Origin of the sequence: Rhodanobacter sp. L36, assembly GCF_009765755.1 — a bacterium.
Classification (GTDB): Bacteria; Pseudomonadota; Gammaproteobacteria; order Xanthomonadales; family Rhodanobacteraceae; genus Rhodanobacter.
This window is the reverse complement of record NZ_LMUV01000002.1, coordinates 813,047-836,325: the sequence shown is the minus strand read 5'-3', so window position 1 is coordinate 836,325 and position 23,279 is coordinate 813,047. Positions and strand designations below refer to the sequence as shown.

At 62.4% G+C, this 23,279-nt stretch carries 17 protein-coding genes and 2 pseudogenes; 13 read left to right on the top strand and 6 right to left on the bottom strand.

Translation table 11 applies throughout. The features are described 5' to 3' along the window. Positions 1-3: 3 nt before the first annotated feature. Positions 4-1,248: an efflux RND transporter periplasmic adaptor subunit gene (locus GSQ73_RS03520; protein WP_158881034.1), complete on the bottom strand. Its 1,245-nt coding sequence runs from the start codon at positions 1,246-1,248 to the stop codon at positions 4-6. 142 nt (positions 1,249-1,390) lie between these two features. Here GSQ73_RS03520 and GSQ73_RS03515 point away from each other — a divergent pair, with 142 nt between their 5' ends. Then, positions 1,391-2,395 carry a LysR family transcriptional regulator gene (locus GSQ73_RS03515; protein WP_158881032.1) on the top strand — a complete coding sequence of 335 codons (1,005 nt, stop codon included), beginning with the start codon at positions 1,391-1,393 and terminating at the stop codon, positions 2,393-2,395. A 52-nt stretch (positions 2,396-2,447) separates the two neighbouring features. On the opposite strand, the gene GSQ73_RS03510 is transcribed toward GSQ73_RS03515, so the two are convergent. Next, positions 2,448-3,245 carry an undecaprenyl-diphosphate phosphatase gene (locus tag GSQ73_RS03510; RefSeq protein WP_158881030.1) on the bottom strand — a complete coding sequence of 266 codons (798 nt, stop codon included), beginning with the start codon at positions 3,243-3,245 and terminating at the stop codon, positions 2,448-2,450. Positions 3,246-3,976: 731 nt separating this feature from the next. Here GSQ73_RS03510 and GSQ73_RS03505 point away from each other — a divergent pair. From GSQ73_RS03505 to GSQ73_RS03465, 9 genes and pseudogenes are all read left to right on the top strand, one after another. Next, a complete protein-coding gene (locus tag GSQ73_RS03505) occupies positions 3,977-4,732 on the top strand; it encodes a TorF family putative porin (RefSeq protein WP_158881028.1) in 756 nt (251 codons plus the stop codon). Between the two features lie 55 nt (positions 4,733-4,787). After that, entirely contained in the window at positions 4,788-5,126 is a 339-nt protein-coding gene (locus tag GSQ73_RS03500) for a P-II family nitrogen regulator (RefSeq protein WP_158881026.1), read from the top strand. Positions 5,127-5,274: 148 nt separating this feature from the next. Beyond that, positions 5,275-6,510, top strand: a pseudogene (locus GSQ73_RS03495) (ammonium transporter); the annotation flags it as partial. A gap of 202 nt (positions 6,511-6,712) precedes the next feature. Beyond that, complete coding sequence (gene glnA, locus GSQ73_RS03490) at positions 6,713-8,122, top strand: type I glutamate--ammonia ligase (protein ID WP_158881022.1); 1,410 nt, start codon at positions 6,713-6,715, stop codon at positions 8,120-8,122. 229 nt (positions 8,123-8,351) lie between these two features. Then, positions 8,352-10,070 carry a circadian clock protein KaiC gene (gene kaiC / locus GSQ73_RS03485; RefSeq protein ID WP_158881020.1) on the top strand — a complete coding sequence of 573 codons (1,719 nt, stop codon included), beginning with the start codon at positions 8,352-8,354 and terminating at the stop codon, positions 10,068-10,070. Continuing rightward, positions 10,067-10,411, top strand: coding sequence for a circadian clock KaiB family protein (locus GSQ73_RS03480; protein ID WP_158881018.1), 345 nt, complete (start codon positions 10,067-10,069; stop codon positions 10,409-10,411). Before kaiC ends, GSQ73_RS03480 begins: the two co-directional genes overlap by 4 nt. After that, a complete protein-coding gene (locus GSQ73_RS03475; protein WP_158881016.1) occupies positions 10,408-10,749 on the top strand; it encodes a circadian clock KaiB family protein in 342 nt (113 codons plus the stop codon). The genes GSQ73_RS03480 and GSQ73_RS03475 overlap by 4 nt, the downstream gene beginning before the upstream one ends. Then, positions 10,746-12,830, top strand: a complete 2,085-nt coding sequence (locus tag GSQ73_RS03470; RefSeq protein ID WP_158881014.1) for a PAS domain-containing sensor histidine kinase — start codon at positions 10,746-10,748, stop codon at positions 12,828-12,830. The genes GSQ73_RS03475 and GSQ73_RS03470 overlap by 4 nt, the downstream gene beginning before the upstream one ends. 126 nt (positions 12,831-12,956) lie before the next feature. Then, the gene (locus tag GSQ73_RS03465; protein ID WP_158881012.1) at positions 12,957-13,319 is read left to right on the top strand and encodes a response regulator; all 363 of its coding nucleotides are present in this window, start codon (positions 12,957-12,959) and stop codon (positions 13,317-13,319) included. Between the two features lie 48 nt (positions 13,320-13,367). Here the strand turns inward: GSQ73_RS03465 and GSQ73_RS03460 are convergent, their stop codons facing one another. After that, positions 13,368-15,320, bottom strand: coding sequence for an alpha/beta fold hydrolase (locus tag GSQ73_RS03460; protein WP_158881010.1), 1,953 nt, complete (start codon positions 15,318-15,320; stop codon positions 13,368-13,370). Between the two features lie 114 nt (positions 15,321-15,434). Here GSQ73_RS03460 and GSQ73_RS03455 point away from each other — a divergent pair, with 114 nt between their 5' ends. The 3 genes from GSQ73_RS03455 (at position 15,435) to GSQ73_RS03445 (ending at position 18,955) form a co-directional block, all read left to right on the top strand. After that, on the top strand, positions 15,435-16,442 hold the full coding sequence (locus GSQ73_RS03455; protein ID WP_158881008.1) for an ATP-binding protein: 1,008 nt from the start codon (positions 15,435-15,437) through the stop codon (positions 16,440-16,442). Beyond that, positions 16,435-17,841, top strand: coding sequence for a nitrogen regulation protein NR(I) (ntrC, locus tag GSQ73_RS03450; protein WP_158881006.1), 1,407 nt, complete (start codon positions 16,435-16,437; stop codon positions 17,839-17,841). The genes GSQ73_RS03455 and ntrC overlap by 8 nt, the downstream gene beginning before the upstream one ends. A gap of 196 nt (positions 17,842-18,037) precedes the next feature. Beyond that, positions 18,038-18,955, top strand: coding sequence for an alpha/beta hydrolase (locus tag GSQ73_RS03445; protein WP_158881004.1), 918 nt, complete (start codon positions 18,038-18,040; stop codon positions 18,953-18,955). Positions 18,956-19,139: 184 nt separating this feature from the next. On the opposite strand, the pseudogene gnd reads toward GSQ73_RS03445, so the two are convergent. From gnd to GSQ73_RS03430, 3 genes and pseudogenes are all read right to left on the bottom strand, one after another. Then, positions 19,140-20,057: pseudogene (gene gnd / locus GSQ73_RS03440) on the bottom strand (phosphogluconate dehydrogenase (NAD(+)-dependent, decarboxylating)); the annotation flags it as partial. Between the two features lie 78 nt (positions 20,058-20,135). Beyond that, on the bottom strand, positions 20,136-21,659 hold the full coding sequence (locus GSQ73_RS03435; protein WP_158881000.1) for a mercuric reductase: 1,524 nt from the start codon (positions 21,657-21,659) through the stop codon (positions 20,136-20,138). Beyond that, positions 21,659-22,975, bottom strand: a complete 1,317-nt coding sequence (locus GSQ73_RS03430) for a glucoamylase family protein (protein ID WP_158880998.1) — start codon at positions 22,973-22,975, stop codon at positions 21,659-21,661. Before GSQ73_RS03430 ends, GSQ73_RS03435 begins: the two co-directional genes overlap by 1 nt. Between the last annotated feature and the right edge of the window lie 304 nt (positions 22,976-23,279).

Here is a 23,279-nt window from a genome sequence, read left to right as displayed (position 1 = left end):
TCATCAGCCTTCAGGTGTCTTCGCAGTCGCGGTGTTGGCCTCAGCGGTGCGCTCGCCGTTCTCGACGCCTGTCTTGGCATCGACAAAAGCCTTGTCGCCCGCGTCGAGTCGATACTGCATCGCGACTTTCTGCGGGTTCACCTGGGCGCCGGGATGCACGTGCTGCAGGCCGTTGACGACAATGACGTCGTTTGCGCTCAGTCCATCGTCGATCACGCGCAATCCATGGAACAACGGCCCCGTGCTGACCTTGCGGTATTGCACCTTGTGCTCGCTGTCGACCACGTAGACGAACTGGTTGCCGAGGTCGGTGCCGATCGCGCGGTCGTCCACCAGCAGGCGCGGACGGGCCTGGCCGCTCTGCAACTGCACGCGTGCATAAAGGCCCGGCGTGTAAAGGCCGTCCTGGTTTTCAAACACGGCGCGCAAGCGCATCGTGCCGGAGCCGATGTGCAACTGGTTGTCGACGAAATCGAGGCGGCCATCGTGCGGATAACCCGACTCGTCGGCGAGGCCCATCGTCGCTTCGATGCGCGCGCCATGACCGGATTGCGCGGCGCTGGCGCGCAGGTGGTCGAGTTTCAGCCAGGTCTGCTCATCCACGTCGAAATACACGTAGACCGGATTGACCGACACGACGCTGGTCAGCACGTCGCTGCTGGTGACCAGATTGCCCTGGGTGACGCGTGCATTGCTCACGCGGCCGTCGATCGGCGAACGTACCTGGGTGAATTCGAGGTTCAATCGGGCGGCGGTGAGTGCAGCGCCGCTGGCGGCGAGTTGCGCACGCGCGCTTTGCTCGGCGGTGTCCTGTCGATCGGCTTCCTGTTGCGCGACCGCGTGCTGGGCCAGCAACATGCCCGCGCGATGCTGGTTGGTTTCGGCCAGCGTGAGTTCGGCTTTCGCCTGCGCCTGATTCGCACTGAGTCGGTCGACCTCGGCCTGGTACGGGCGCGGATCGAGCTGGAACAGCACGTCGCCCTTGTGCACCAGCGCGCCTTCCTGGAAATGCACCGCGTCGATGAACCCACCGACGCGCGGCTGCACCTGCACGGTGTTCACCGCTTCCAGCCGGCCGGTGAATTCGGCGCTGTCGCTGACTTGGCGAGTCAGCGCCTGGGCTACGGTCACATCCGGCGCGGGTGCGGCGGCGGGGGTCTGCGCCTGGCTGTTGCTGCCGTGAAGCAGCGCCCAACCACCGATCAGACCAGCGGCAGCGAGGGTGGACAGCATCAGTTGTTTTTTCATCTTGCGCTCCGGAACCATGTAGTCGGACGCAACAAGTCCGACGAAGGGTCGAGAGAATAGGTGTACTTTGCGGTATAGAAAATCCGCTTCTTGCGCATTACACTCGTGACTCGCAATCACGAATCACCCGGGAATCGAGGCAATGGAAGACTTTTCAGCAATTTCGACCTTCGTTCGCGTGGTCGAAGCCAAAAGCTTCGCGGCCGCCGCCAGCCAGCTGGGCATGACTCCGTCCGGCGTCAGTCGCGCCGTGGCCCGGCTGGAAACCCAGCTCGGCACCCGCCTGCTGTTCCGTTCCACCCGCTCGTTACGGCTGACCGATGACGGTGCTTCGTTCCATGCGCGTTGCAAGGAAATCCTCGCCGACCTGACCGAAGCCACCGAAGCGATCGGCCATGCGCGCAGCCATCCCGTCGGCAAGTTGCGGGTGGCGACGCATTCGGCGATGGGCCGCGCCGCGTTGATCCCCAACCTGGCCGAGTTCGAGCAGCGCTACCCCGACATCCGGCTCGAATTGACGATGTGCGATTACCACTTCGACCTCAATGAAGAAGGCTACGACTGTGCCATCCGCATGGGCGAACTGCAGGATTCCAACCTCATCGCGCGCAAGCTCGGCTATTTCAATTACGTGCTGTGCGCGTCGCCCGAGTACATCCGCAAGCACGGCGCGCCACGCAGCATCGGAGACCTGAAGCAGCATCGCGCTATCAACTACGTCTATCCGAGCACCGGCAAGCCGTATCAGTGGCAGTTCGATACACCCAGCGGCCGCGTCGCGCTGGATATCGAAGCGCACATGCTGATCAACGATGGCGAGTCGGTGATCCAGGCGGCAGTCGCCGGCCTCGGCATCATCCAGATCGCGCACTGCCTCGCCGCCAGTGCTCTGGCGAAAGGTCAGCTGGAAATCGTCATGACCGACACGATCTCCACCGGCTCGCCGGTCTGGATCGTCTATCCGCAGAAGCGCCATCTGTCGGCGCGGGTGCAGGCATTCATCGAGTGGACCAACGAGTTGTTTCAGCGCACCAGCGAACCGCAATGCCTGATCGCCGCGCGGGCGCAGGCGGAGAAGGCCGCGCAGATGGCGCATGTCGAGCCGATCGACATCGAAGCCGACGATACGCTGGAAGTCGCAGCGTAATCGCCACGTCGCCGTTCCGTTCTTGCCGGAACGACGACAATGCAAAGCGCGCTCAGCCGCCGGCGGGAATCAGCGCCAGCAACGCTGCGCCGAACGCGATGCGGTAGATCGCGAACGGCGTGAAGCGATGGCTGCGGATATAACCCAGCAGCCACTTCACCGCGATGAAGGCGACGATGGCCGAGACCACGAAACCGACGACCAGCGCCGTCCAGTCTTCGTGCGCGGCACCGCCGCCTTTCAATACTTTCAGCAATTCGTAGCCGGTGGCTGCATACATCGTCGGAATGCCGACGAGGAACGAGAACTCGGTAGCCGCGGCGCGATTGCTGGTGCCGCTCAACATCGCGGTGAAGATCGATGCCGCCGAGCGCGACGTGCCTGGCAGCAACCCGGCAATCACCTGTGCGATACCGACCAGGATAGCGACGGTCCAGGTCACCTCGCGCCGATCCGGCTGGCGCGCTGCAACCGCTTCGGCGCCCAGGATCCAGAAGCCGCCGATCACCAGCGCCCATGCGATCGGCGTAATGGTCTCCGGCAACTTGAAACCCATTTTGACCGCGATGAATCCGAGCACTGCCGTGACCAGAAAACACACCACGATCTTGAGCAGATAGTCGCGATTGACCGGATCGCGCCACTGCGTCAGCAACTGCCAGATGCGCTTCCGGTAGATCAGCGTGACCGCGAGGATTGCGCCGGCCTGGATGCCGACATTGAACAACTCCGAGCGCGCGCCCAGCCCGAATTTCTCGGCGATCAGCAAATGACCGGTGCTCGAGATCGGGAGGAATTCGGTGATGCCTTCGATGATGCCGAGCAGGATGACGTGGAACAGATCGATCACGGGCGTTACCAAAGATTTTGAAAGAGCGCAGAGCGTATCTGTCGGCCGGCTGGCAAGCCATACCCGCGCCGCCTCGGAAGCGATCGACAGGAATATCAGGCGACTGATGAGCTGCAAATGCATTGGCGAGCGCGGCTGTCGCGCATGTAGCGAGGGCGAAATCCGCAACAGCGATGCCTGAGGCATTCAGCCGCGCGGTGTTCGCCATGGCGAGGCTGTAGTTTTCAATCTGTGTTGCACATGCGCAAATTCCACAACCTCACCCCGTAAAAACATGACGCAATTTCCTATTGCATCGCAACAATAATTGCGGCAGGATCGAGGTGAAGGGAAAAGACAATCCAGCGGACGCGGCAGCGGATTCATCGCGCCCACCGCGCAGGCGATACATCGTTTTCTAGTCGTTTCTTCTTCAGCACGCGTCGCCTCGCAGGCGCGCCCGAACGTCCCAGGCCGATCGGCACTCGATCGGTTTGCATCCTCCTGCAGCCTGAAATCCACGCCTGATCGTTTCACGGTCGGGACAGGGAACGCCGCGCAAAAAAACACGCAGCACCCGAACGACGATGGTTTGCGCTCAAGCGCCGCCGTTTTGGCGAAGTGCGCCCGCAACGTTGAGCGATGTGGTCGTCGCGAACAAATTCTGCCTTTCCAGCACGCCTCACCTGCACGAATAACGATGGACGTCCATACGTCCAAACGAATCGTGCCACCGAAGAAGGGAAAAGCCGATGAAACGATGTACGCAGTGGATTACGGTGATGGCGATGGCGTGGGTCTTCTCGACGCCATGCCAGGCCGACGATGCGCCCGCCAGCAAGGTGATAGGCAGCGTGAGCATCGTCAACGACTATCTGTTTCGGGGCCTATCGCAAACCAACCAGAAACCGGCCGTGCAGCCGGGCATCGAGTACGACCACGCAAGCGGCTGGTATGTGGGCGCGTGGGGCAGCAACGTCAGCTGGCTGTCGGACGTATCGACCAGTGAAGTGCCGGTTTCCAGCAGTGTCGAGCTGGATTTCTACACCGGCTACCGCGGCAGCTTCAACGCCGACTGGAGTTACGACGTCGGCCTCTACGAGTACTACTACCCGGGTTCGTATCCGGCCGGCTTTACCCGTCCCTACACCACCGAGGCTTATGCATCGCTGGGCTTCAAGGGCATCACGCTGAAGTATTCGCACGCGTTCTCCAACCTATTCGGTTTTGCCGACAGCAAGAACAGCGACTACCTCGATCTCTCGTACAACTACGAGTTCAGCCCGAGCTGGACACTCAACGCGCACGTCGGTCACCAGGACGTGTCGAACAACCCCGGCTTCGCGTACTACGACTGGAAGCTCGGCGTGACGAAGGCTTTCGCCAGCGGCTACAGCATCGCGCTCGGCTACTACGACACCAACGCGGCACGCAGCGGCTACACCAATCGCTTCGACCATTACGTCGGTCGCGCGACGGGCGTGCTCAGCCTCGCCAAATCGTTTTGAACACACCACCACGATGGCGGCGCACGCCGTCGCAATCACCAACCGGGAGACATGCATGAAATTGATCAGTTGCATCATCCGGCCCTACAAGCTGGACGAAGTGCGCGATGCGCTCACCGCCGCGGGAGTCAGCGGCATCACGGTGAGCGAAGTGCGCGGTTTCGGCCGGCAGAAAGGCCACACCGAGCTTTATCGCGGCGCGGAATACGTCGTCGATTTCCTGCCCAAGCTGAAACTTGAAGTGGTCATCGACGACGCTCAGCTCGACAGCGTTCTCGAAGCGGTGCAGCAGTCCGCCAAGACCGGCAACGTGGGTGATGGAAAGATTTTCGTCAGCACGGTGGACCAGGTCATCCGCATTCGCACCGGCGAACTCGACGCCGATGCCCTTTAACTCATTCCATTGCGAGGTTCCCATGAAAGACATGGCTGTAATGCGCCGTTCGTTTGATCTGCCCGCGTGGCTGCCGGTACTGCTGCTGATATGTCTGCTGTTTATCGCGCCCGGCGCTCATGCCGCGGCGGCAACGCCCGTTCCCACGGTGGACAAGGGCGATGTGGCGTGGATGCTTACGTCCACCTTGCTGGTGCTGTTGATGACCGTGCCGGGCTTGGCACTTTTCTACGGCGGGCTGGTGCGCTCGAAGAACGTGTTGTCGGTGCTCATGCAGGTCATGACGGTGTTCTCGATGATCCTGGTGCTGTGGGTGATCTACGGCTACAGCCTGGCGTTCAACGGCGGCAACGCCTTCATCGGCAACCTGGACAAGCTGTTTCTGCGCGGGGTGACCAAGGATTCGCTGGCTGCCACGTTCACCAGTGGCGTGGCGCTGCCCGAGTACGTGTTCGTGGTGTTCCAGTCCACTTTCGCAGGCATCACCGGTGCGTTGATCGTCGGCTCGTTCGCCGAACGCATGCGCTTTCGCGCGGTGCTGGCGTTCACTGCGTTGTGGTTCACCTTCGCCTACCTGCCGATCGCGCACATGGTCTGGTACGGGCCGGACGGTTTCATGTTCGCCCGCGGCGCGCTGGATTTCGCCGGCGGCACGGTGGTGCATATCAATGCGGGCATCGCCGGCCTGGTCGGCGCGTACATGATCGGGCCGCGCCTCGGGCTTGGGCGCGAGCCGATGAAACCGCACAACGTGACCTTCACGATGGTCGGCGCGGCGCTGCTGTGGGTCGGCTGGTTTGGCTTCAACGCAGGCTCCAATCTCGAAGCCAACAGTGGTGCGGCGCTCGCCTTCATCAATACGTTGCTGGCGACTGCGGCAGCGGTGCTGTCGTGGCTCGTGGTCGAGGCGGTCACCAAAGGCAAGCCCTCGATGCTGGGCGGTGCGTCGGGTGCGGTGGCCGGGCTGGTGGCGATCACGCCGGCATGCGGCACGGTGGGTCCGATGGGTTCGCTGGTCATCGGCGCGCTGGCCAGCATCTTCTGCGTCTGGGGTGTCACCGGGCTGAAGAAGATCCTGCGCGCGGACGACGCGCTCGATGTGTTCGGCGTGCACGGCATCGGCGGCATTGTCGGCGCCCTGCTCACCGGCGTGTTCAGTGCGGTGTCGCTGGGCGGCACCGGCTTCGGTGCGGGCAACACGACCATGGCGCAGCAGGTCGGCGTGCAGGCGCTCGGCGTGGGCATCACCCTGGTGTGGAGCGGCGTGGTTTCGGCCATCGTCTATACGGTAGTGAAGCTGGTCTTCGGCTTGCGAGTGAGTGCGGAAGCCGAGCGCGAGGGCCTGGACATCACCTCGCACGGCGAGAGCGCATACGAGGCATAAACTAGGTGAGATTCGCCCGGATCGCCCGGCCTTGCTTGCCGTATGTTGGTGCAAACGAGGGTGCAAGTTGCGCGTGTATGATGCGCGTGATCAGGGCGACGGCGCTCTCGTCGCGCGCGAAAGGCCGGTGCCATGCGGTTTCGCTGCGTGGCATCGGTCTTGCTAAAACTATCCATCAATCAATCACCACTGAGGCTTCGCCATGTCCGCCAATAAAGTGCTCGACCTGATCCAGGAACACGAGGTCGAGTTCGTCGACTTCCGTTTCGCCGACATGCTTGGCGTGCACCACCACGTGACCTTTCCGGCACACGCGATCGACGAGTCGACCTTCGAGGACGGCAAGATGTTCGACGGTTCGTCGATCACCGGCTGGAAGGGCATCAACGAATCGGACATGGTGCTGATGCCCGATCCGGACACCGCGCACCTCGACCCGTTCAGCGCGCACGTGCAGCTGATCATCCATTGCGATGTGCTCGAGCCGTCGACCATGCAGGCCTATGGCCGCGACCCGCGCTCGATCGCCAAGCGCGGCGAGGCGTATCTCAAATCCACCGGCATCGCCGATACCGCGTTCTTCGGCCCGGAGCCGGAATTCTTCATCTTCGACTCGGTGCGCTGGCAGAACGACATGGGTCGCGTGTTCTACGAGATCGGCTCGCAGGAAGCCGCGTGGAGTTCGCGCTACAAGTACGACGGCGACAACACCGGCCATCGTCCGGGCATCAAGGGCGGCTATTTCCCGGTCAGCCCGGTCGATTCGCTGGCCGACCTGCGCGCGGACATGTGCAAGGTGCTGGAGTCGCTGGGCCAGACCGTCGAGGTGCACCACCATGAGGTGGCCAACGCCGGCCAGTGCGAGATCGGCGTCAAGTTCAATACGCTGGTGAAGAAGGCCGACGAACTGATCACCATGAAGTACGTGGTCAAGAACGTCGCGCACCAGAACGGCAAGACGGTCACCTTCATGCCCAAGCCGATCGTCGGCGACAACGGCAGCGGCATGCACGTGCATCAGTCGCTGTCGAAGGACGGCACTAACCTGTTCGCCGGGGATCTTTATGGCGGCCTGAGCCAGACCGCGCTGTGGTACATCGGCGGCATCTTCAAGCACGCGCGTGCGATCAACGCGTTCGCCAACTCCACCACCAACAGCTACAAGCGCCTGGTGCCGGGCTTCGAAGCGCCGGTGATGCTGGCGTACTCCGCGCGCAACCGTTCGGCAAGCTGCCGCATTCCGTACGTGGCCAGCCCGAAAGGCCGCCGCATCGAAGTGCGTTTCCCCGATCCGATGCAGTCGGGCTACCTCACTTTCACCGCGCTGATGATGGCCGGCCTCGACGGCATCATCAACAAGATCGACCCGGGCGCGCCGGCCGACAAGGATCTGTACGACCTGCCGCCGGAAGAAGAGAAGAACATTCCGCAGGTGTGTTCCAGCCTCGATGCCGCGCTCGAAGCGCTGGACAAGGATCGCGAGTTCCTCAAGGCCGGCGGTGTATTCACCGATGACTTCATCGACGCGTACATCGAAGTGAAGATGAAGGAAGTGACCCGCTATCGCGCCAGCACGCATCCGCTGGAATTCCAGATGTACTACACGCTGTAACCACTGCACGTTGTGACTTTGAAGCGGCAGCGATCGCCGCGAACTTCCTGAAGCAAACAAGAACGGACGCCCTCGTGGCGTCCGTTTTTTGTTGCGGCATCACGTCGGCCTAACGAGCCGTAGATTTGAATCTGCGCCTAGTCCGCGCTTCGACCGCAGCCCGGCCGAGCGCATGTGACGCCGGCCCGTGGATGAAGCGCGATTCAAATCCAACGCAACGGAGCACCACGTGGCAAGCAAGCGCAACAAAGCCAATGACGTCGAAGGCACCGGCCATCTTGCGCCGCTGCCGAAATCGCCTACCGGTATTGAAGGTCTGGATGCGTTGACCCTCGGCGGCCTGCCGACCGGCCGCCCAACTTTGCTGTGTGGCGCCGCCGGCTGCGGCAAGACGCTTTTCGCGATGACCTTTTTGATCAAGGGTGTCACCGAGTTCGGCGAGCACGGCGTGCTGATGAGTTTCGAGGAACGCGAACGCGATCTGGAAACCAACGTCGCATCGCTGGGCTACGACGTGGCCGATCTGATCGAGCGCAAGCAGATGGTCATCGACCACGTCTATATCGAACGTGCCGAGATCGAGGAAAGCGGCGACTACGATCTGGAAGGTCTGTTCGTGCGGCTCGGCCACGCCATCGATTCGATCGGCGCCAAGCGCGTCGTGCTCGATACCATCGAGGCGTTGTTCTCCGGCCTCGACGACACCGCGATCCTGCGCGCGGAATTGCGCCGGCTGTTCGCCTGGCTCAAGGACAAGGGCGTCACCGCGATCATCACGGCCGAACGCGGCGAAGGTCAGCTCACGCGCTACGGCATCGAGGAATATGTTTCCGATTGCGTGATCCTGCTCGACAACCGCGTGGAAGAGCAGGTCACCACGCGGCGCCTGCGTGTCGTCAAGTACCGCGGCTCGTCGCATGGCACCAACGAATATCCGTTCCTCATCGACGAGCACGGCATCAGCGTGCTGCCGATCACCTCGGCCGAACTCGGTCATCGCATCTCGCATGAAGCGCTGTCCACCGGCGTGCCGGGGCTGGACGAAATGCTCGGCAAGAACGGTTACTTCCGCGGCTCCAGCGTGCTCATCTCGGGCCTCGCGGGTACTGGCAAATCGACCTTCGGCGCCGCCTTCGTCAACGCCGCGTGCGAGCGTGGCGAACGCTGCCTGTTCTTCGCCTTTGAGGAATCCCCCGACCAGATCGTGCGCAACATGAAGTCGGTCGGCTTCGATCTTCAGCGCCACATCGATAGCGGCCTGCTGTGTTTCCAGGCCGCGCGGCCGAGCCTCTACGGTTTCGAAATGCATCTGGCGCGAATGAATCGTGACATCGAACATTTCGAGCCCAACGTCATCGTGGTCGATCCGATCTCCGCCTTCCGCGGGCCGTCGTTCGAAATCCACGCCACGCTGGTTCGGCTCGCCGACATCTGCAAGAGCAAGGGCATCACCGCGCTATTCACCAGCCTGTCGTCGTCTGGCGAGCAGATGACCGAGAGCGAGCGCAGCGTGTCGTCGTTAATGGATACGTGGATCTCGCTGAAGGACATGGAAGCCAATGGCGAGCGCAACCGCGTGCTGTACCTGCTCAAATCGCGCGGCATGAATCACTCCAAGCAGTTGCGCGAATACCAGTTGTCGGATCACGGCATCCACATGGTCGATGCGTATATCGGCCCGGACGGCGTGCTCACCGGCACGGCGCGCGTGGCGCAGGAAGCGCGCGAACGGCAAGCCGATCTGGCGCGGCAGCAGGCCACCGAGCGTCGCCGTCGCGACCTCGCGCGCAAGCGTGCGGCGGTCGAGCGGCAGATCGCGGAAATGCGCGCGGCACTGGAAACCGAAGAAATCGAAGTCACCACCCAGATCGAACAGGAGGAAGCGCGCGAAACCGCGCAAGGCAGCGAGCGCTCCCAGATGGCGATCCTGCGAGGAGCTCAACGATGAATGACGCGAACCGATCCGTAGCCGCCGCGGAAGACAGTGAAGAGCCGACCACCGGCGAATACAACCTGCGCCTGTACGTCGCCGGGCAGACCCCGAAATCGCTGGCCGCCATCGCCAACCTGAAGAACCTCTGCGAGAAGCATCTTTCCGGCCGCTATACGATCGAAGTGGTCGATCTGCTGGTTACGCCGCAACTCGCTGCCGGCGACCAGATCGTCGCGTTGCCGACGCTGGTGCGTCGCTTGCCGCCACCGCTGAAACGCGTGATCGGCGATCTTTCCAATACCGAACGCGTCTTGGTCGGCCTCGACATCCGTCCGAAACTTGCGAGCACGACATGAACGAGCGCGACGGCGATGGGGGTGATGGCGTTCCAAGCGCAGGGCAATACAAGCTGCGGCTGTTCATCACCGGATCGACGCCGCGTTCGACCCGCGCGATCGAAAACATGCGTCGCATCTGCGAGGAAAACCTGGACGGCCGTTACGACCTCGAAGTCGTCGACGTCTATCAGGACCCGGAAGCCACCAGGGAGTTGCAGATCATCGCCACGCCCACACTGGTGAAGATTCTTCCCGAACCGTTGCGGCGGATCATTGGTGACCTGTCCGATCGCGAGCGTGTGCTTGCGGGCCTCGACATCGCGCCGCTCGACCAGGCCAAACGCAAAGACGCATGAATCGCCAGCCCGACTTCGCCGCCGCCGACCACGCCCAGCTCGTCGAGTTGCGGGATCGCCTGCGCGAAGCGGAAGAAACGCTTGAAGCGATTCGCAACGGCGAGGTGGATGCGGTGGTGGTCGGTGGCCCGGCCGGCCAGCAGGTGTACACGCTGGAAAACGCCGATCGTCCGTATCGCGTGCTGATCGAGCAGATGCAGGAAGGCGCAGTCACGCTGAGCGAGCACGGCCTCATGCTGTATTGCAATCAACGCTTCGCCACGCTGGTCGGCGCGGAGCGCGAATCGCTGATCGGCGAACCGATCGAACGTTTCGTCGTGAGCACGGAAACATCGGCCTTCCATCGGCTGATGGACAGCGGCCGCGGCGCCAGGCGCTCGGCGGAATTCATGCTGCAGGCAGCGGACGGATCGCGCGTTCCGGTCAATGTTTCCATCGCCGATCTGAAGGTCGACGCGCAGATGCCGCGCGTGTTGTGCGGCGTGGTTACCGACCTCACGCACAGCCGCGAGCGCAGCCACGAACTGGCCGCGGCCAACATGCAGCTGGCCAGCGAGATCGACGAGCGCCGTCGCGCGGAAGATGGCCTGCAACTCGCGCTCGATGCCGCCGACATGGGCAACTGGGAACTCAACCTGGTCAACGATGTGGTGACGCGTTCGGCACGTTATGACCAGATCTTCGGCTACACCGCAGGTGAGCGAACCTGGGAATGGCCGACCATGCTGTCGCAATTCCTGCCGGACGATCGCGAGGCGGTGGACGTGGAGTTTGCGCGCGCCAAACGCACCGGTTTCATCGATTTCGAGCGACGCATCCGCCGCGTCAGCGACGAGGCGATCCGCTGGGTACAGATCAAGGGCCGCACGTATTACCAGGATGGCAAACCGGTGCGCATCGCCGGCGTCATTTCCGACGTCACCGACCGACGGCACGTGGAAGAACAGCTGCGCCAGGCGCAGAAAATGGAAGCCATCGGCCAGCTCACCGGCGGCATCGCGCACGATTTCAACAACCTGCTGATGGTTGTCGGCGGGAGCCTCGACATGCTCGACCAGCGCATCGAGAAAGACGAAAAAACCGCGCGTTATCTCGCCGCTGCGCGCCAGGGCGTGGAACGCGGCGCGCGGCTCAACCAGCAGTTGCTGGCGTTCTCACGCCGACAGGATTTGCGCGTCGAAGCGGTGTGCATCGAAGACCTGATCGGCACGTTCGAGAACCTGCTCGATCGCGCCGTCGGCGAAACGATCACCGTGCATATCGAGCGCGCGCCTGAACTCTGGTATTGCCGCACGGACCCGCACCAGCTGGAAACCGCGATCCTCAATCTCGCCATCAACGCGCGCGACGCGATGCCCCAGGGCGGCGCGATCACACTACGAACCCGCATCCTGCAACTGGACGCGCAAGGCGCGGCGACCAGCGGCGCTGCCGCGGGCGATTACGTCGTGGTGTCGTTGAGCGACACCGGCATGGGCATGCCACCGGATGTGGTTGATCGCGTGTTCGAACCGTTCTTCACCACCAAGGACGTCGGCAAGGGCACCGGGCTCGGGCTCAGTCAGGTCTACGGTTTCGCACGCCAATCCGGTGGCTTCGTCAACATCGAAAGCCAGCCCGGGAGTGGCACGACAGTGTTCATCCATCTGCCGCGCACGGCGCGACCTGTCGCGGTTGAAACCGCCACGCATTCGACCGCGGAGATCAAGGGAAAAGGCGTCGTGCTGGTGGTCGAGGACGACAATGACGTGCGCGCGGTGGCCAGCAGCCTGCTCGAAAATCTCGGCTACTCCGTGCTCGAAGCGGAAACCGGCAGCGATGCGATGCGGTTGATCGAGCGCGGCGGGCGCATCGACCTGATCTTCACCGACGTGATCATGCCCGGCGACATGAACGGCATCGATCTCGTGCGCGAATTGAAGGCGCGTCATGCAACCATCCCGGTGTTGCTCACGTCGGGTTACACCGCGCAACGCATCGCATCCGAAGAGCTGGTCAAGGATCTGCAATTGCTGCGCAAGCCGTACAACCAGGTCGAGCTTTCGCTGGCAGTCAGGATGGTGATGAACGATCGCGCATGATCGTCGCGCATCTTTAACCGCGATCACGGCCTACTGGTCGCAACTTCTGGAGCGATCGCGCTCCCCGTTTCTTCAACAAGCCGTCGTGCCCGGTGCATCAGCACTGGCCAGGCCGAGGACTGACTGATGAGTACCAATGAAAAACCCTGTGTGCTCGTTGCCGAAGACGAGCCGATGGTCTCCATGCTGCTGGAAGACCTGCTCGACTCCGCCGGCTATCGCGTCCTGCTGGCAGATCGATTGAGTGCCGGGCTCGCGCTCACATCCAGCGAAAATATCGACGTCGCCATTCTGGATGTGACGCTGGGTCGCGAAGACAGCTTTCCCATCGCGGATGCGCTCAGTGCACGCAATGTGCCGTTCCTGTTCGCCTCCGGCTACGGGCTGGACGGCATACCCGAGCGCTACCGCAACGCCACCGTGTTGCAAAAACCGTACGACATGAAAAGCATTCGGCTGGCGCTGGAAAAACTGCTCGTGAAGTCCTGATCCTGACGATGCTTCATTTTTCTTCATTGTCGGAACAATGAATTTGTCTCAATGAACGACAGTGGCTGACGTACGCGACGCAGAATTCCGCCCGCAGTCACCGACGCAAGCGGTTCGCGCCTTCAGATGAGTGTCAAAGAATTGCAGCAGGTGGGTATAGAAGTCCGCAAGGTGTTCCGGTGCAGCCAGGCCGTGCCCCTCGTACTGATATTCGAGGTACTCGGGAGGATGGCCGGCCTTGGCCAGTGCGTTGCTCATTTCCTTGGCATGCTTGATATCCACGCGGCCATCCAGGGTGCCGTGCGCCAGCAAGATCGGTACGGTGATCTGCGCCGCATGCGCACTGGGCGAGCGATTCGCGAGCTGCAGCGGATCCTGGCCGATAACGCGTCGCAGGTAGTCAAGGCCGCGATCGCTTCGACGAATATCGCCCCACTTGTATTGCTTGCTCAAGTCGTAAACGCCCGCCAGACCTGCAGCGCATCGATAGAGCGCGGGTTCACGCACGACTCCCATCAGTGCGGCGTAGCCGCCGTAGCTGCCACCGTAGATGCAGATGCGATCGGGATCGGCGATTCCCTGCCGGATCGCCCAGCGTGTGGCGTCGGTAACGTCATCCTGCATCGCGGCGCCCCACTGCATGTAGCCCTTTTCCTGAAATGGACGGCCAAACCCGGATGAGCCGCGAAAGTTCACCCGCAACACGGCGAAGCCATGCTGCGCAAGCATTTGGGTTTCCGCATCGAAGTCCCAGTCGTCGCGAACATAATAAGGGCCGCCATGCACCATCACGATCATGGGTGCGGACTTTGCGCCGCCAGCGGGCAGCGTCATGAAACCGAATAACGGAAGGCCGTCGCGAGCCTTCAATTCGAACGGCTCGCTGGACAATTGCTGGGTCGGATCAATCCACGGTTTGCTGCGGAAGAGCAAATCCGCTTTGCGATGTTCGCGATCAAGCAGATAGAACGATCCCGGATCGCGATCGCTTTGTGTCCACACGATCTGCAGCTTGCCGTCGCTGCTCGCACTGGTGACGTTGTTGGTGGAATTCGGAAAGGCCTTGTCGATGGCCATTCGCCAGATCGAATCCGGGTCCTGTGCATTCCAGAAGCGCGCCAGCGGACGTCCTGTACCGATCATCGCGCCCAGCGGTTCCACCAGATCAGGCGTATAGATGATGCTCAGGGGGTCGGACACGCCATCGCGCAGTAGCGGCGTGCGTGCCCCTGTCGCGAAGTCGAAGCGCTCGATACTGTCGGGGCCATCCTTGTGCTGCACCTCCAGAAAGCCGGAGAGGTTGTTGCGCGCAACGCCTATGGGAAACGCGTCGATGCCACTGGCATCGCTGTCGTTGACGAGCTTCCAGCTCTTGTCTTTTTCCCTGACGTAGAGCCGGCTGCGTTCCTTCTCGTCCGCACCCCAGGCGAAGCGGACTTCACCGGCGTGATCGATCATGAATTGCGCACCGCCCATCGGTGCAAGAGCCATCACTTCATCGATGCGATTCATGTGATTCGTGTCGACGCGTCTCGCTTCGAAAATGCATGCGTTCTTTTCGAAGGTCTTGCAGTAGCTGACAACAAGATGGTGGTCGTCATTTTCTATCGTGCCGATGAAATTGGCCGGCAGGGTCGTTCCATGCGTCTTGTGGATATCGAGCAGATACAGCGTGGGATCATCGATGGGCGCGGCGAACGGCCCGATGCTGCGATTGACTCCGATGATGAGCTGGCCGGATCCCAGCCAGGCCAGATCGGAAACTTCGCCACGGCGGCCGGTTTTGATGTCTTTGACCAAGGTGAGAAAGCGACGGTCGAGAATCTTGACCGTGGTGCCACCTTCATCGTGTTGGGCAATCGCCAACATCGTTCCGTCAGGCGATATGACGACCTGCTCATATTCCGGTCTGCGCAAAAGCGTCTGCGCATGCGCGTCCAGCCCCGGATCGACCTGCGGCGACACCGCCAGCGCTGCCGCCAGCCATAAATTCCCCAGCATGTCCTTTTCCCCTGTCGAGACAGCTGCACTCTGCGACAGCCAGCCGGTTTCTGTAAATGGACGCAGCTCGGCACCTGGATTGCACCAATCCAACGCATTGACCATCATGGTGCAATGAGCGATGCGGCATGGCGTGCTTGGGCGGAACAACTGGCGACCGGCCTGGCCTTGGTCGATGCGCAACTGCGCCTGCGATGGATGAATCCTACGCTGGCCGAAAGGCTGGAAATGGGGCCGCGTAGCGCGGTCGGTCTGCCTCTGGAGGTGCTGCTCGCCGATCCGGACGCCTCGTCGCAAGCCATGCGCGTCGTGCAGGAACAACGACCGTTGCAGTGGCGCGGTGTGGCGCTGATGACTGCGAGCGGCAGCGAAGTGCTGGCGGACATCGCCTTGCAGCCGTTCGAAGATGGCCTGTTGCTCGAAGTGCATGTGCTGGTCGAACGGCTGCAGACCAGCTCGCCGCTGTCGGCCACGCTGCGCGGCTTTGCGCATGAAGTGAAGAACCCGCTGGCCGGCCTGCGCGGCGCGGCGCAACTGCTGCAACGTCGACTGGACAACGAGGATCTGCAGTCGCTCGCCGGCATGATCATCGACGAGGCCGATCGCCTCGGCGCGCTCGCGAATCGGCTGTTGCATCACGGTGGCGTGCCGCAGCTTGGGCCGGTCAACGTGCATCAGCTGCTCGAACGATTCAACGATCTGCTGCAGGCCGAGCCGTCGCCGCTGCAACTGCGTCACGACTACGACCCGAGCGTGCCGGATCTGCACGGTGACGCGCATCGCCTGCAACAGGTGCTGCTCAATCTTGCACGCAACGCGCGCGAAGCCGGCGCGCAGACACTCACCTTCCGCACGCGCGTCGAACACGGCCTGCGTTTGGGCGAACGCATGTGGCGCATGGCGCTGCGTCTCGATGTGATCGACGACGGCGCCGGCGTGCCGGCCGCGTTGCGCGACACGTTGTTCCAGCCGCTGGTATCGGGTCGCGCCGACGGCAGCGGGCTCGGGCTTGCCCTCTCGCGCGAGATCGCGCACGAACACGGCGGCGAGTTGCGCTGCGCGAGCCGGCCGGGCGAGACCGTGTTCTCGCTTTACCTTCCCCTGGAGCGCACGCATGACTGACCGCATCCACGCGACGACGATCGCGGGAGACATCTGGATCGTTGACGATGATCGCGGCGTGCGTTTCGTGCTGGCGGAAGCCTTGCGCGATGCCGGCCTGAAGGTGCGCGAGTTCAGCGACGTCGGCGCGGCGCGCGATGCGTTGCGCGACACACGTCCGGCCCTGCTGCTCACCGACGTGCGCATGCCCGGCGAAGATGGCCTCAGTTTTCTAGGCGACCTGCAGGCGCAGGGCATTGGCCCGGTGATCGTGATGAGCGCCTATACCGACGTGGCGACAACGGCTGCGGCCTATCGCGCAGGTGCCGTGGATTACCTGGCCAAGCCGTTCGATCTCGATCACGCAGTGACGGTAGTGCAGCGCGCGCTGGACAGCGCTTCGTCGCCCCCTGCGCAGGTCGAGACAATCACTGCGTCGAACCATGCGCTGCTCGGCGACAGCGCGCCGATGCGCGAAGTGTTCCGGCTGATCGGCCGCGTCGCCGCGAGCGATCTCAATGTTCTCATCACGGGCGAAACCGGCACCGGCAAGGAGCTGGTGGCGCGCGCGCTGCACGAAGAAAGCGCGCGTAGCGGCAAACCGTTCGTCGCGCTGAACACCGCGGCCATCCCCAGCGAATTGCTGGAAAGCGAACTGTTCGGCCACGAGGCCGGCGCCTTCACCGGCGCCACGCGACGCCATGCCGGCCGCTTCGAACAGGCCGAAGGCGGCACGCTGTTTCTCGATGAAATCGGCGACATGCCACTCGCCCTGCAGACGCGCCTGCTGCGCGTGCTCGCGGGCGGCGAGTTCTATCGCGTTGGCGGACGCGAACTCATTCGCGGCAACGTGCGCATCGTCGCGGCCACCCATCAGGATCTCGCGTTGCGCGTGGCCGCGGGCCAGTTTCGCGCCGACCTGATGCATCGCCTTGATGTGGTCCGCATCGAACTGCCGCCGTTGCGCACGCGCCGCACCGACATCCCGTTGCTGGCGCAACATTTCCTCGCTGCCACCGCGCAGGAACTGAAATTGCCACCAAAGCGTTTCTCGCGCGCCGCGCTCAAGTTGATCGCGCAGCGCGATTTTCCCGGCAACGTGCGCGAGCTGGAAAACCTGTGCCGACGCCTTGCCGTCATCGCGCCGGGCAACGAAATCCTGCCCGCTGATCTCGGCAGCAGCAGCGCCAGCCACGCCAGCGGCGAATGGACCGATGCTTTGCGCGATTGGGCGGTTGCTGCGCTGGCCGGTGGCGAGGTGGATATCCATTCTCGGGCGCGCGACGCGCTGGATCAAACCCTGCTGCAAGCCGCGCTCCAAGCCAGCGAAGGACATCGCCAGAATGCGGCGCAGGCACTCGGCGTGGGGCGCAATACCTTGACGAGAAAGTTGGGCGCATCGAGGACGCGGAAGCGCTGATCGTTGTTCTGTCACTCATATGCGATGCGACAACCGTTGTCTTGAGCTGTCCGAAATATTCACCGACGCCTGCCCGAAAAAATCCTCACCAGCGACCGCTATGAGTCCGAGCGCGCATGCAGAATTGAAAAGGTCCAGCGAATGTCTCACCGACCAGGTCGCTCTGGTCCAGCCAAAATCCGAATGGAGAAATGCCATGAAGTTGTGGACTTCTGCGCTGTGTCTGCTGATCGCATGCGCGGCCGCGCATGCGAAGACGGTTGTCTGGCAACCCACCGAAGGACACGTGCAGGTGCCGGTCTGGCCCGCAACGCCGCCTGATGCCACGCCCGTACCGGGGCCGGAAGTGGAAAAACTTCCGGGCATGGGCATAACCAACGTGACGCGTCCGACGATGACGGTCTACAAGCCGACTGGGCACAACACCGGCGCTGCAGTGGTGGTATTTCCCGGCGGCGGTTTCCAGGTGCTGGCAATCGGCCTCGAAGGCACCGAGATCTGCGACTGGCTCACGTCGAAAGGCATCACGTGCATCCTGTTGAAGTATCGCGTTCCGAGTGTGCCGTACGTCTGGCAATGCGATTGCCGTCCGCACAACCTGACGCTGTCGATTCCGTCGCTCGAAGATGCACAGAGAACGATGAGGCTGGTGCGCCATCACGCCGCGGAGTGGCAGATCGATCCGCACAAAATCGGCGTGATCGGATTTTCGGCCGGTGGCTATCTGGTGGCGGAAATCAGCACCAATTTCGATCGTCATCTGTATGCACCCGTCGATGATGCCGACAAGGAAAGTGCGCGACCGGATTTCGCCATGCCCATTTATCCCGGGCATCTCACGACGGGCGACGACAACAAGTTGAACGCCAACATACGTATTTCCGACAGGACGCCGCCCACGTTTCTGGTGCAGGCCGAAGACGACAACGTGGATGGCGTTGACCAGTCGCTGGTCTATTTCACCGCGCTGAAGAAGGCGAACGTGCCGACCGAAATGCATCTCTACGCGCATGGTGGCCACGCGTTCGGCTTGCGGCGGACGGGGGATCCGATTACGGCTTGGCCGTTGTTGGCTGAGGCATGGATGCGGACGATCGGGGTGTTGTCGAATTAGCGGACGCTGTTTTGGCAGCCTTTCGCCTTTCGCCTTTCACCTTTCGCCCTTTGATTCTTGGCGAAGGGCGGAATCTTCACCTTCGTCGTTTCGGTGACGGCTGGAATTTCCACCTTCGTCATTTCGGCCTTCGCCGGAATGACGAACGGTAGATGGTTTGCCCGGCAGCACGGCCGCGCAACGGTCACTCCTTCTTGATCGCATGCCCACCAAATTCATTGCGCATCGACGCCAGCAATTTGTCGGCGAAGGAATCGTCGTCGCGAGAGCGGTAGCGTTCCATCAGCGACAGGGTGATGACCGGAATCGGCACACTCAATTCCATCGCCGCGTCGACGGTCCAGCGGCCTTCGCCGGAGTCGACGACGTAGGGTGCGATGCCGGCCATTTCCGGATTCTTGCTCAAGGCATCGGTGGTGAGATCGAGCAGCCACGAGCGGACCACGCTGCCGTAGCGCCAGATTTCGCCGACCTGATGCAGGTCGAGGTTGAAATCGGTCTTGTGCTTGAGCAGGGAGAACCCTTCGGCGTATGCCTGCATCATTCCGTATTCGATGCCGTTGTGGACCATCTTGGTGAAGTGGCCGGCACCGACCGGGCCCACGCGGCCCCAGCCGGTGTCTTTGGTCGGCGCGAGTGTCTGGAAGATCGGCTTGAGCGTGTCGACGGTTTTTTCGTCGCCGCCGATCATCATGCTGTAGCCCTCGGCCAGGCCCCAGATGCCGCCGCTGGTGCCGCAGTCGACGTACTGCAGTTTCTTGTCGGCATAAGTCGCGGCGCGACGCAGCGTGTCCTTGTAGTTGGAGTTGCCGCCGTCGATCACGATGTCGCCCGGATCGAGCAGGCCGAGCAAGGTCTCGACGGTGTCGTCGGTGATCTTGCCGGACGGCACCATCAGCCACACCACGCGCGGTGTCGGCAATGCCTTGACCAGTGCCTGCAACGAATCGGCGGATGTCGCACCGTTCGCTTCGAGCGCCTTGCGCGCATCGGCGTTCGGATCGAAACCCGCAACCTTGTGTCCGCCGCGCAACAGACGTTCGGCCATGTTCGCGCCCATGCGGCCCAGACCCACCATGCCAAGTTCCATACGTTGTCCTTGAGTGAAGTGTTGTTCGAATCGATCGTCGAGTTTACGCGCGCACGCCGACGGCCGGTGTGAGCGTTGTTTGTTGAGGCTTCAGCGATGCAGCCATCGGCGCAGCCGTTCCCTGATTCGCGGGCTGATCCGCGATCGGTTGTATGCGTTGGCTGCCTGGCGGATCGCTTCGGCCTGCGTGGGATACGCGTGGATCACCTTGGACAGCGTGCGCAGCCCGATGCCCGCGACCATCGCCAGGGTGATTTCGTTGATCATGTCGCCGGCGTGACGCGCCACGATGGTGGCGCCCAGAATGGTATCGGTGCCTTCGCGGATGTGGACCTTGACGAAACCGTCTTCCTCGCTGTCGGTGACTGCGCGATCGATCTGGTGCATCGGTACGGTGTACGTCTTTATCGGGATGCCCTTGCGATTGGCATCGCGCACATACAGGCCGACATGCGCGATTTCGGGATCGGTGAACGTGCACCACGGAATCACCACTTCGCTCAGCCGCATCCTGCCGCGCAGCAACGCATTGCGCACCACGATGCGTGCGGACGCAGCGGCGATATCGGTGTACTGCTCCTGCAAACACACATCGCCGGCGGCATAGATGCGCGGATTGGCGGTACGCAGGAAATCATCGACGCGGATGCCGTTGACGACGTCGTATTCGACGCCGGCTTTTTCCAGATCCAGTCCGTTGACGTTGGGCAGGCGGCCCACGCCGGTCAGGATGGCGTCCACGGCCACGCTGCTGTGGTAATCGTCGCTGACCAGGTCGACTATTTTTTCACCGTTCTCGACGCGCACGCCGACCGCGCGCGTGTTGAGCCGCACCTCGATGCCGTCGCGGGTAAAGGCATCAGAGAGAATCTGTGCTGCGTCGCGTTCTTCGCGCTCGAGGAACAGCGGCATGTCCTGCACGATGGTCACTTTCGAACCAAGCCGGCGGAACGCCTGCGCCAGTTCGCAACCGAGCGGGCCGCCGCCGATCACCAGCAATCGCTTGGGCAACTCGGTGAGGTTGAACACGTTGGCGTTGGTAAGGAAGCCGGCCTGCTTCAACCCGGGGATGTCCGGAATGTGCGGCCGCGCGCCGGTGGCGATCATCGCCTTGTCGAAACGCAGCGGCTGGTCATTGACGCTGAGCGTGTCCTTGCTGGTAAAACGCACGTTGCCGAAAAACACGTCGATGCCTTTCGCCGCCAGTCGCCGCACCGACGAACTGCCGGTGAGATGGCTGCGGATGCGCCGCACGCGCGCCATCACCGCGGCGAAATCGACCACGATGTTTTCCGGCACGGTGGCGCCGTAGCGATCCGCATCGCGCATTTCCGCGTACGCGTGCGATGTGCGGATCAACGCCTTTGACGGAACACAGCCGGTGTTGAGGCAGGTGCCGCCAATGAAGTGTCGTTCGATCAACGCCACCTTGCCGCCCAGCGCGGCAGCCAGTTCCGCCGCCGCCAGTCCAGCCGGGCCGGCGCCGATGATCACCAGCGCGTAGCGATCGGCCGTTTTCGGATTGACCCACGCTTCGGGATGCACGTCGGCGAGGCGGCGGGACTCGTAATCGTCCTGCGGCACGGTGTTCGAACCATCGAATGGCAGCGACATCAGCGTGCTCCGTCCGCGATGGCGTCACGCAGCCAGCCACCTTCGAACCCGGCGCATTTCAGGCCTTCGCGCAGATAACTGCAGCCGTGCATCAGGTTCCAGATGCGGTCGCTGCGATAGTTCTCGATCATCATGAAGACAATGCCCTGGTCGAGCCCGTAATGGCCGTCCGAAACCCACGGCTTATCGCCGATGCCCACGGTGGGATTGAAGCCGCCGGCGAGGCGGTCGTCGACGAGCATCTGCGGATAGCGTCGCAGCATGCTGCGCATCGCCTCGAGCACGTACTCCGGCGCGAACGGCAAGGCCGCCAGCACGGCCGGCGCCGAAAGCGTTCCATCATCCGGTCCATACGGAACGCCGCGTCCGGCATAACCGAACAACCGGCGGTTTTCGTTCTCCACGCCGGGCTGCTCGTCGCTGGGTCCGTCGCCGGCGGAAAGCCCCCAGCAGTTTTCGTCGTAGCCCACGGCGTCATGCGGATTGATCTGCGCGTACTTGCGCTGAATCAGCACCGCGTGCCGGCTGTTTTCGAAATAGTCGAAATTCTTTTCGCGCATGAACGGATCGCGGATGCCGCGCAGGTCGATCCACGCGTGCGAGAACTGATGCACGAACAGCGGCCCGGCATACAGATAGTCATAGCCGTAGAGATTTTCCCACTGATAAGTGGACGTCCATGCCTGGTAGCAGTCGCCGCTCACCGGATGCGTGGGTGAACCCATCGCCAGCACGTACAGAACGATCGCCTCGCTGTAACCCTCCCATCCGTAATGCAGAAATCCGCATTCGGGTTTCCAGCCCTGCTTGATGGTGTCGCCGCCGTCCTGCGACCAGCGCCAGTCGATGCGTCGGTAAAGCTGGTCGGCGATCGTGCGCAGTTCGTCTTCGTCCGGCGTATCCGCGTCGAAATACATCGCGGCGGTGAGCACGCCGACGATCAGCAGCGCGGTATCGATCATCGACAGCTCCGATTGCCACACGCGCACGCCGGTGTGGATGTCGAGGAAGTGATAGTAGAAACCCTTGTAGCCGGTCGCGCCCGGCGCGCCGCTCTGGTCGCTGTCGCGGAAAAATCGCAATGCTGCCAGCGTGCGCGCCACCGCTTCGCTGCGTTCCATCCATCCGCGCGCTACCGCCACCGGATAAACCGACAGCGCGAATCCGACCACCGCGATGCTCACCGGCGAATTCTCGCGCGAGGTATCCGGCACCAGACCGTTGGCGGGGTTCGCCGTCTGCACAAAGTATGCGAAGGCAGCGCGCTGCAGCCGTTCGAGAAAATCCTGGTCGTCCAGCGCAGTCACATCGTTCATCGAAAATTTCCCGGCATCGTGGCCCACCGTTTCGCAGGTAATTGCGAGAGCTCGATGTGCATGCTTGTCGAAACCATCTTGGCATTCCAGTCATTCATTGCATGTTTGCCCAAGGGCTCGGGCCATCAGATGATGAAAGGCTGCCGGGCAGCGTGCATGGATCATGTGTACGCGCGTCACGTCATGGGACAGCAATCAAACCCGACCATTCCCCATCCCGCAGCGCGCCGGCATTTCACACCGGTTTACCCCGCTGCGGTCGTACGCTTCGACATTGTGTCGCGACGATTCGCGGCCGCCGCCC

Coding starts and splice junctions, on each gene's coding strand:
- GSQ73_RS03520 (WP_158881034.1), bottom strand. CDS start 1,248: ATGAAAAAACAACTGATGCTGTCCACCCTCGCTGCCGCTGGTCTGATC.
- GSQ73_RS03515 (WP_158881032.1), top strand. CDS start 1,391: ATGGAAGACTTTTCAGCAATTTCGACCTTCGTTCGCGTGGTCGAAGCC.
- GSQ73_RS03505 (WP_158881028.1), top strand. CDS start 3,977: ATGAAACGATGTACGCAGTGGATTACGGTGATGGCGATGGCGTGGGTC.
- GSQ73_RS03500 (WP_158881026.1), top strand. CDS start 4,788: ATGAAATTGATCAGTTGCATCATCCGGCCCTACAAGCTGGACGAAGTG.
- glnA (WP_158881022.1), top strand. CDS start 6,713: ATGTCCGCCAATAAAGTGCTCGACCTGATCCAGGAACACGAGGTCGAG.
- GSQ73_RS03480 (WP_158881018.1), top strand. CDS start 10,067: ATGAATGACGCGAACCGATCCGTAGCCGCCGCGGAAGACAGTGAAGAG.
- GSQ73_RS03475 (WP_158881016.1), top strand. CDS start 10,408: ATGAACGAGCGCGACGGCGATGGGGGTGATGGCGTTCCAAGCGCAGGG.
- GSQ73_RS03470 (WP_158881014.1), top strand. CDS start 10,746: ATGAATCGCCAGCCCGACTTCGCCGCCGCCGACCACGCCCAGCTCGTC.
- GSQ73_RS03465 (WP_158881012.1), top strand. CDS start 12,957: ATGAGTACCAATGAAAAACCCTGTGTGCTCGTTGCCGAAGACGAGCCG.
- GSQ73_RS03460 (WP_158881010.1), bottom strand. CDS start 15,320: ATGCTGGGGAATTTATGGCTGGCGGCAGCGCTGGCGGTGTCGCCGCAG.
- GSQ73_RS03455 (WP_158881008.1), top strand. CDS start 15,435: ATGAGCGATGCGGCATGGCGTGCTTGGGCGGAACAACTGGCGACCGGC.
- ntrC (WP_158881006.1), top strand. CDS start 16,435: ATGACTGACCGCATCCACGCGACGACGATCGCGGGAGACATCTGGATC.
- GSQ73_RS03445 (WP_158881004.1), top strand. CDS start 18,038: ATGAAGTTGTGGACTTCTGCGCTGTGTCTGCTGATCGCATGCGCGGCC.
- GSQ73_RS03435 (WP_158881000.1), bottom strand. CDS start 21,659: ATGTCGCTGCCATTCGATGGTTCGAACACCGTGCCGCAGGACGATTAC.
- GSQ73_RS03430 (WP_158880998.1), bottom strand. CDS start 22,975: ATGAACGATGTGACTGCGCTGGACGACCAGGATTTTCTCGAACGGCTG.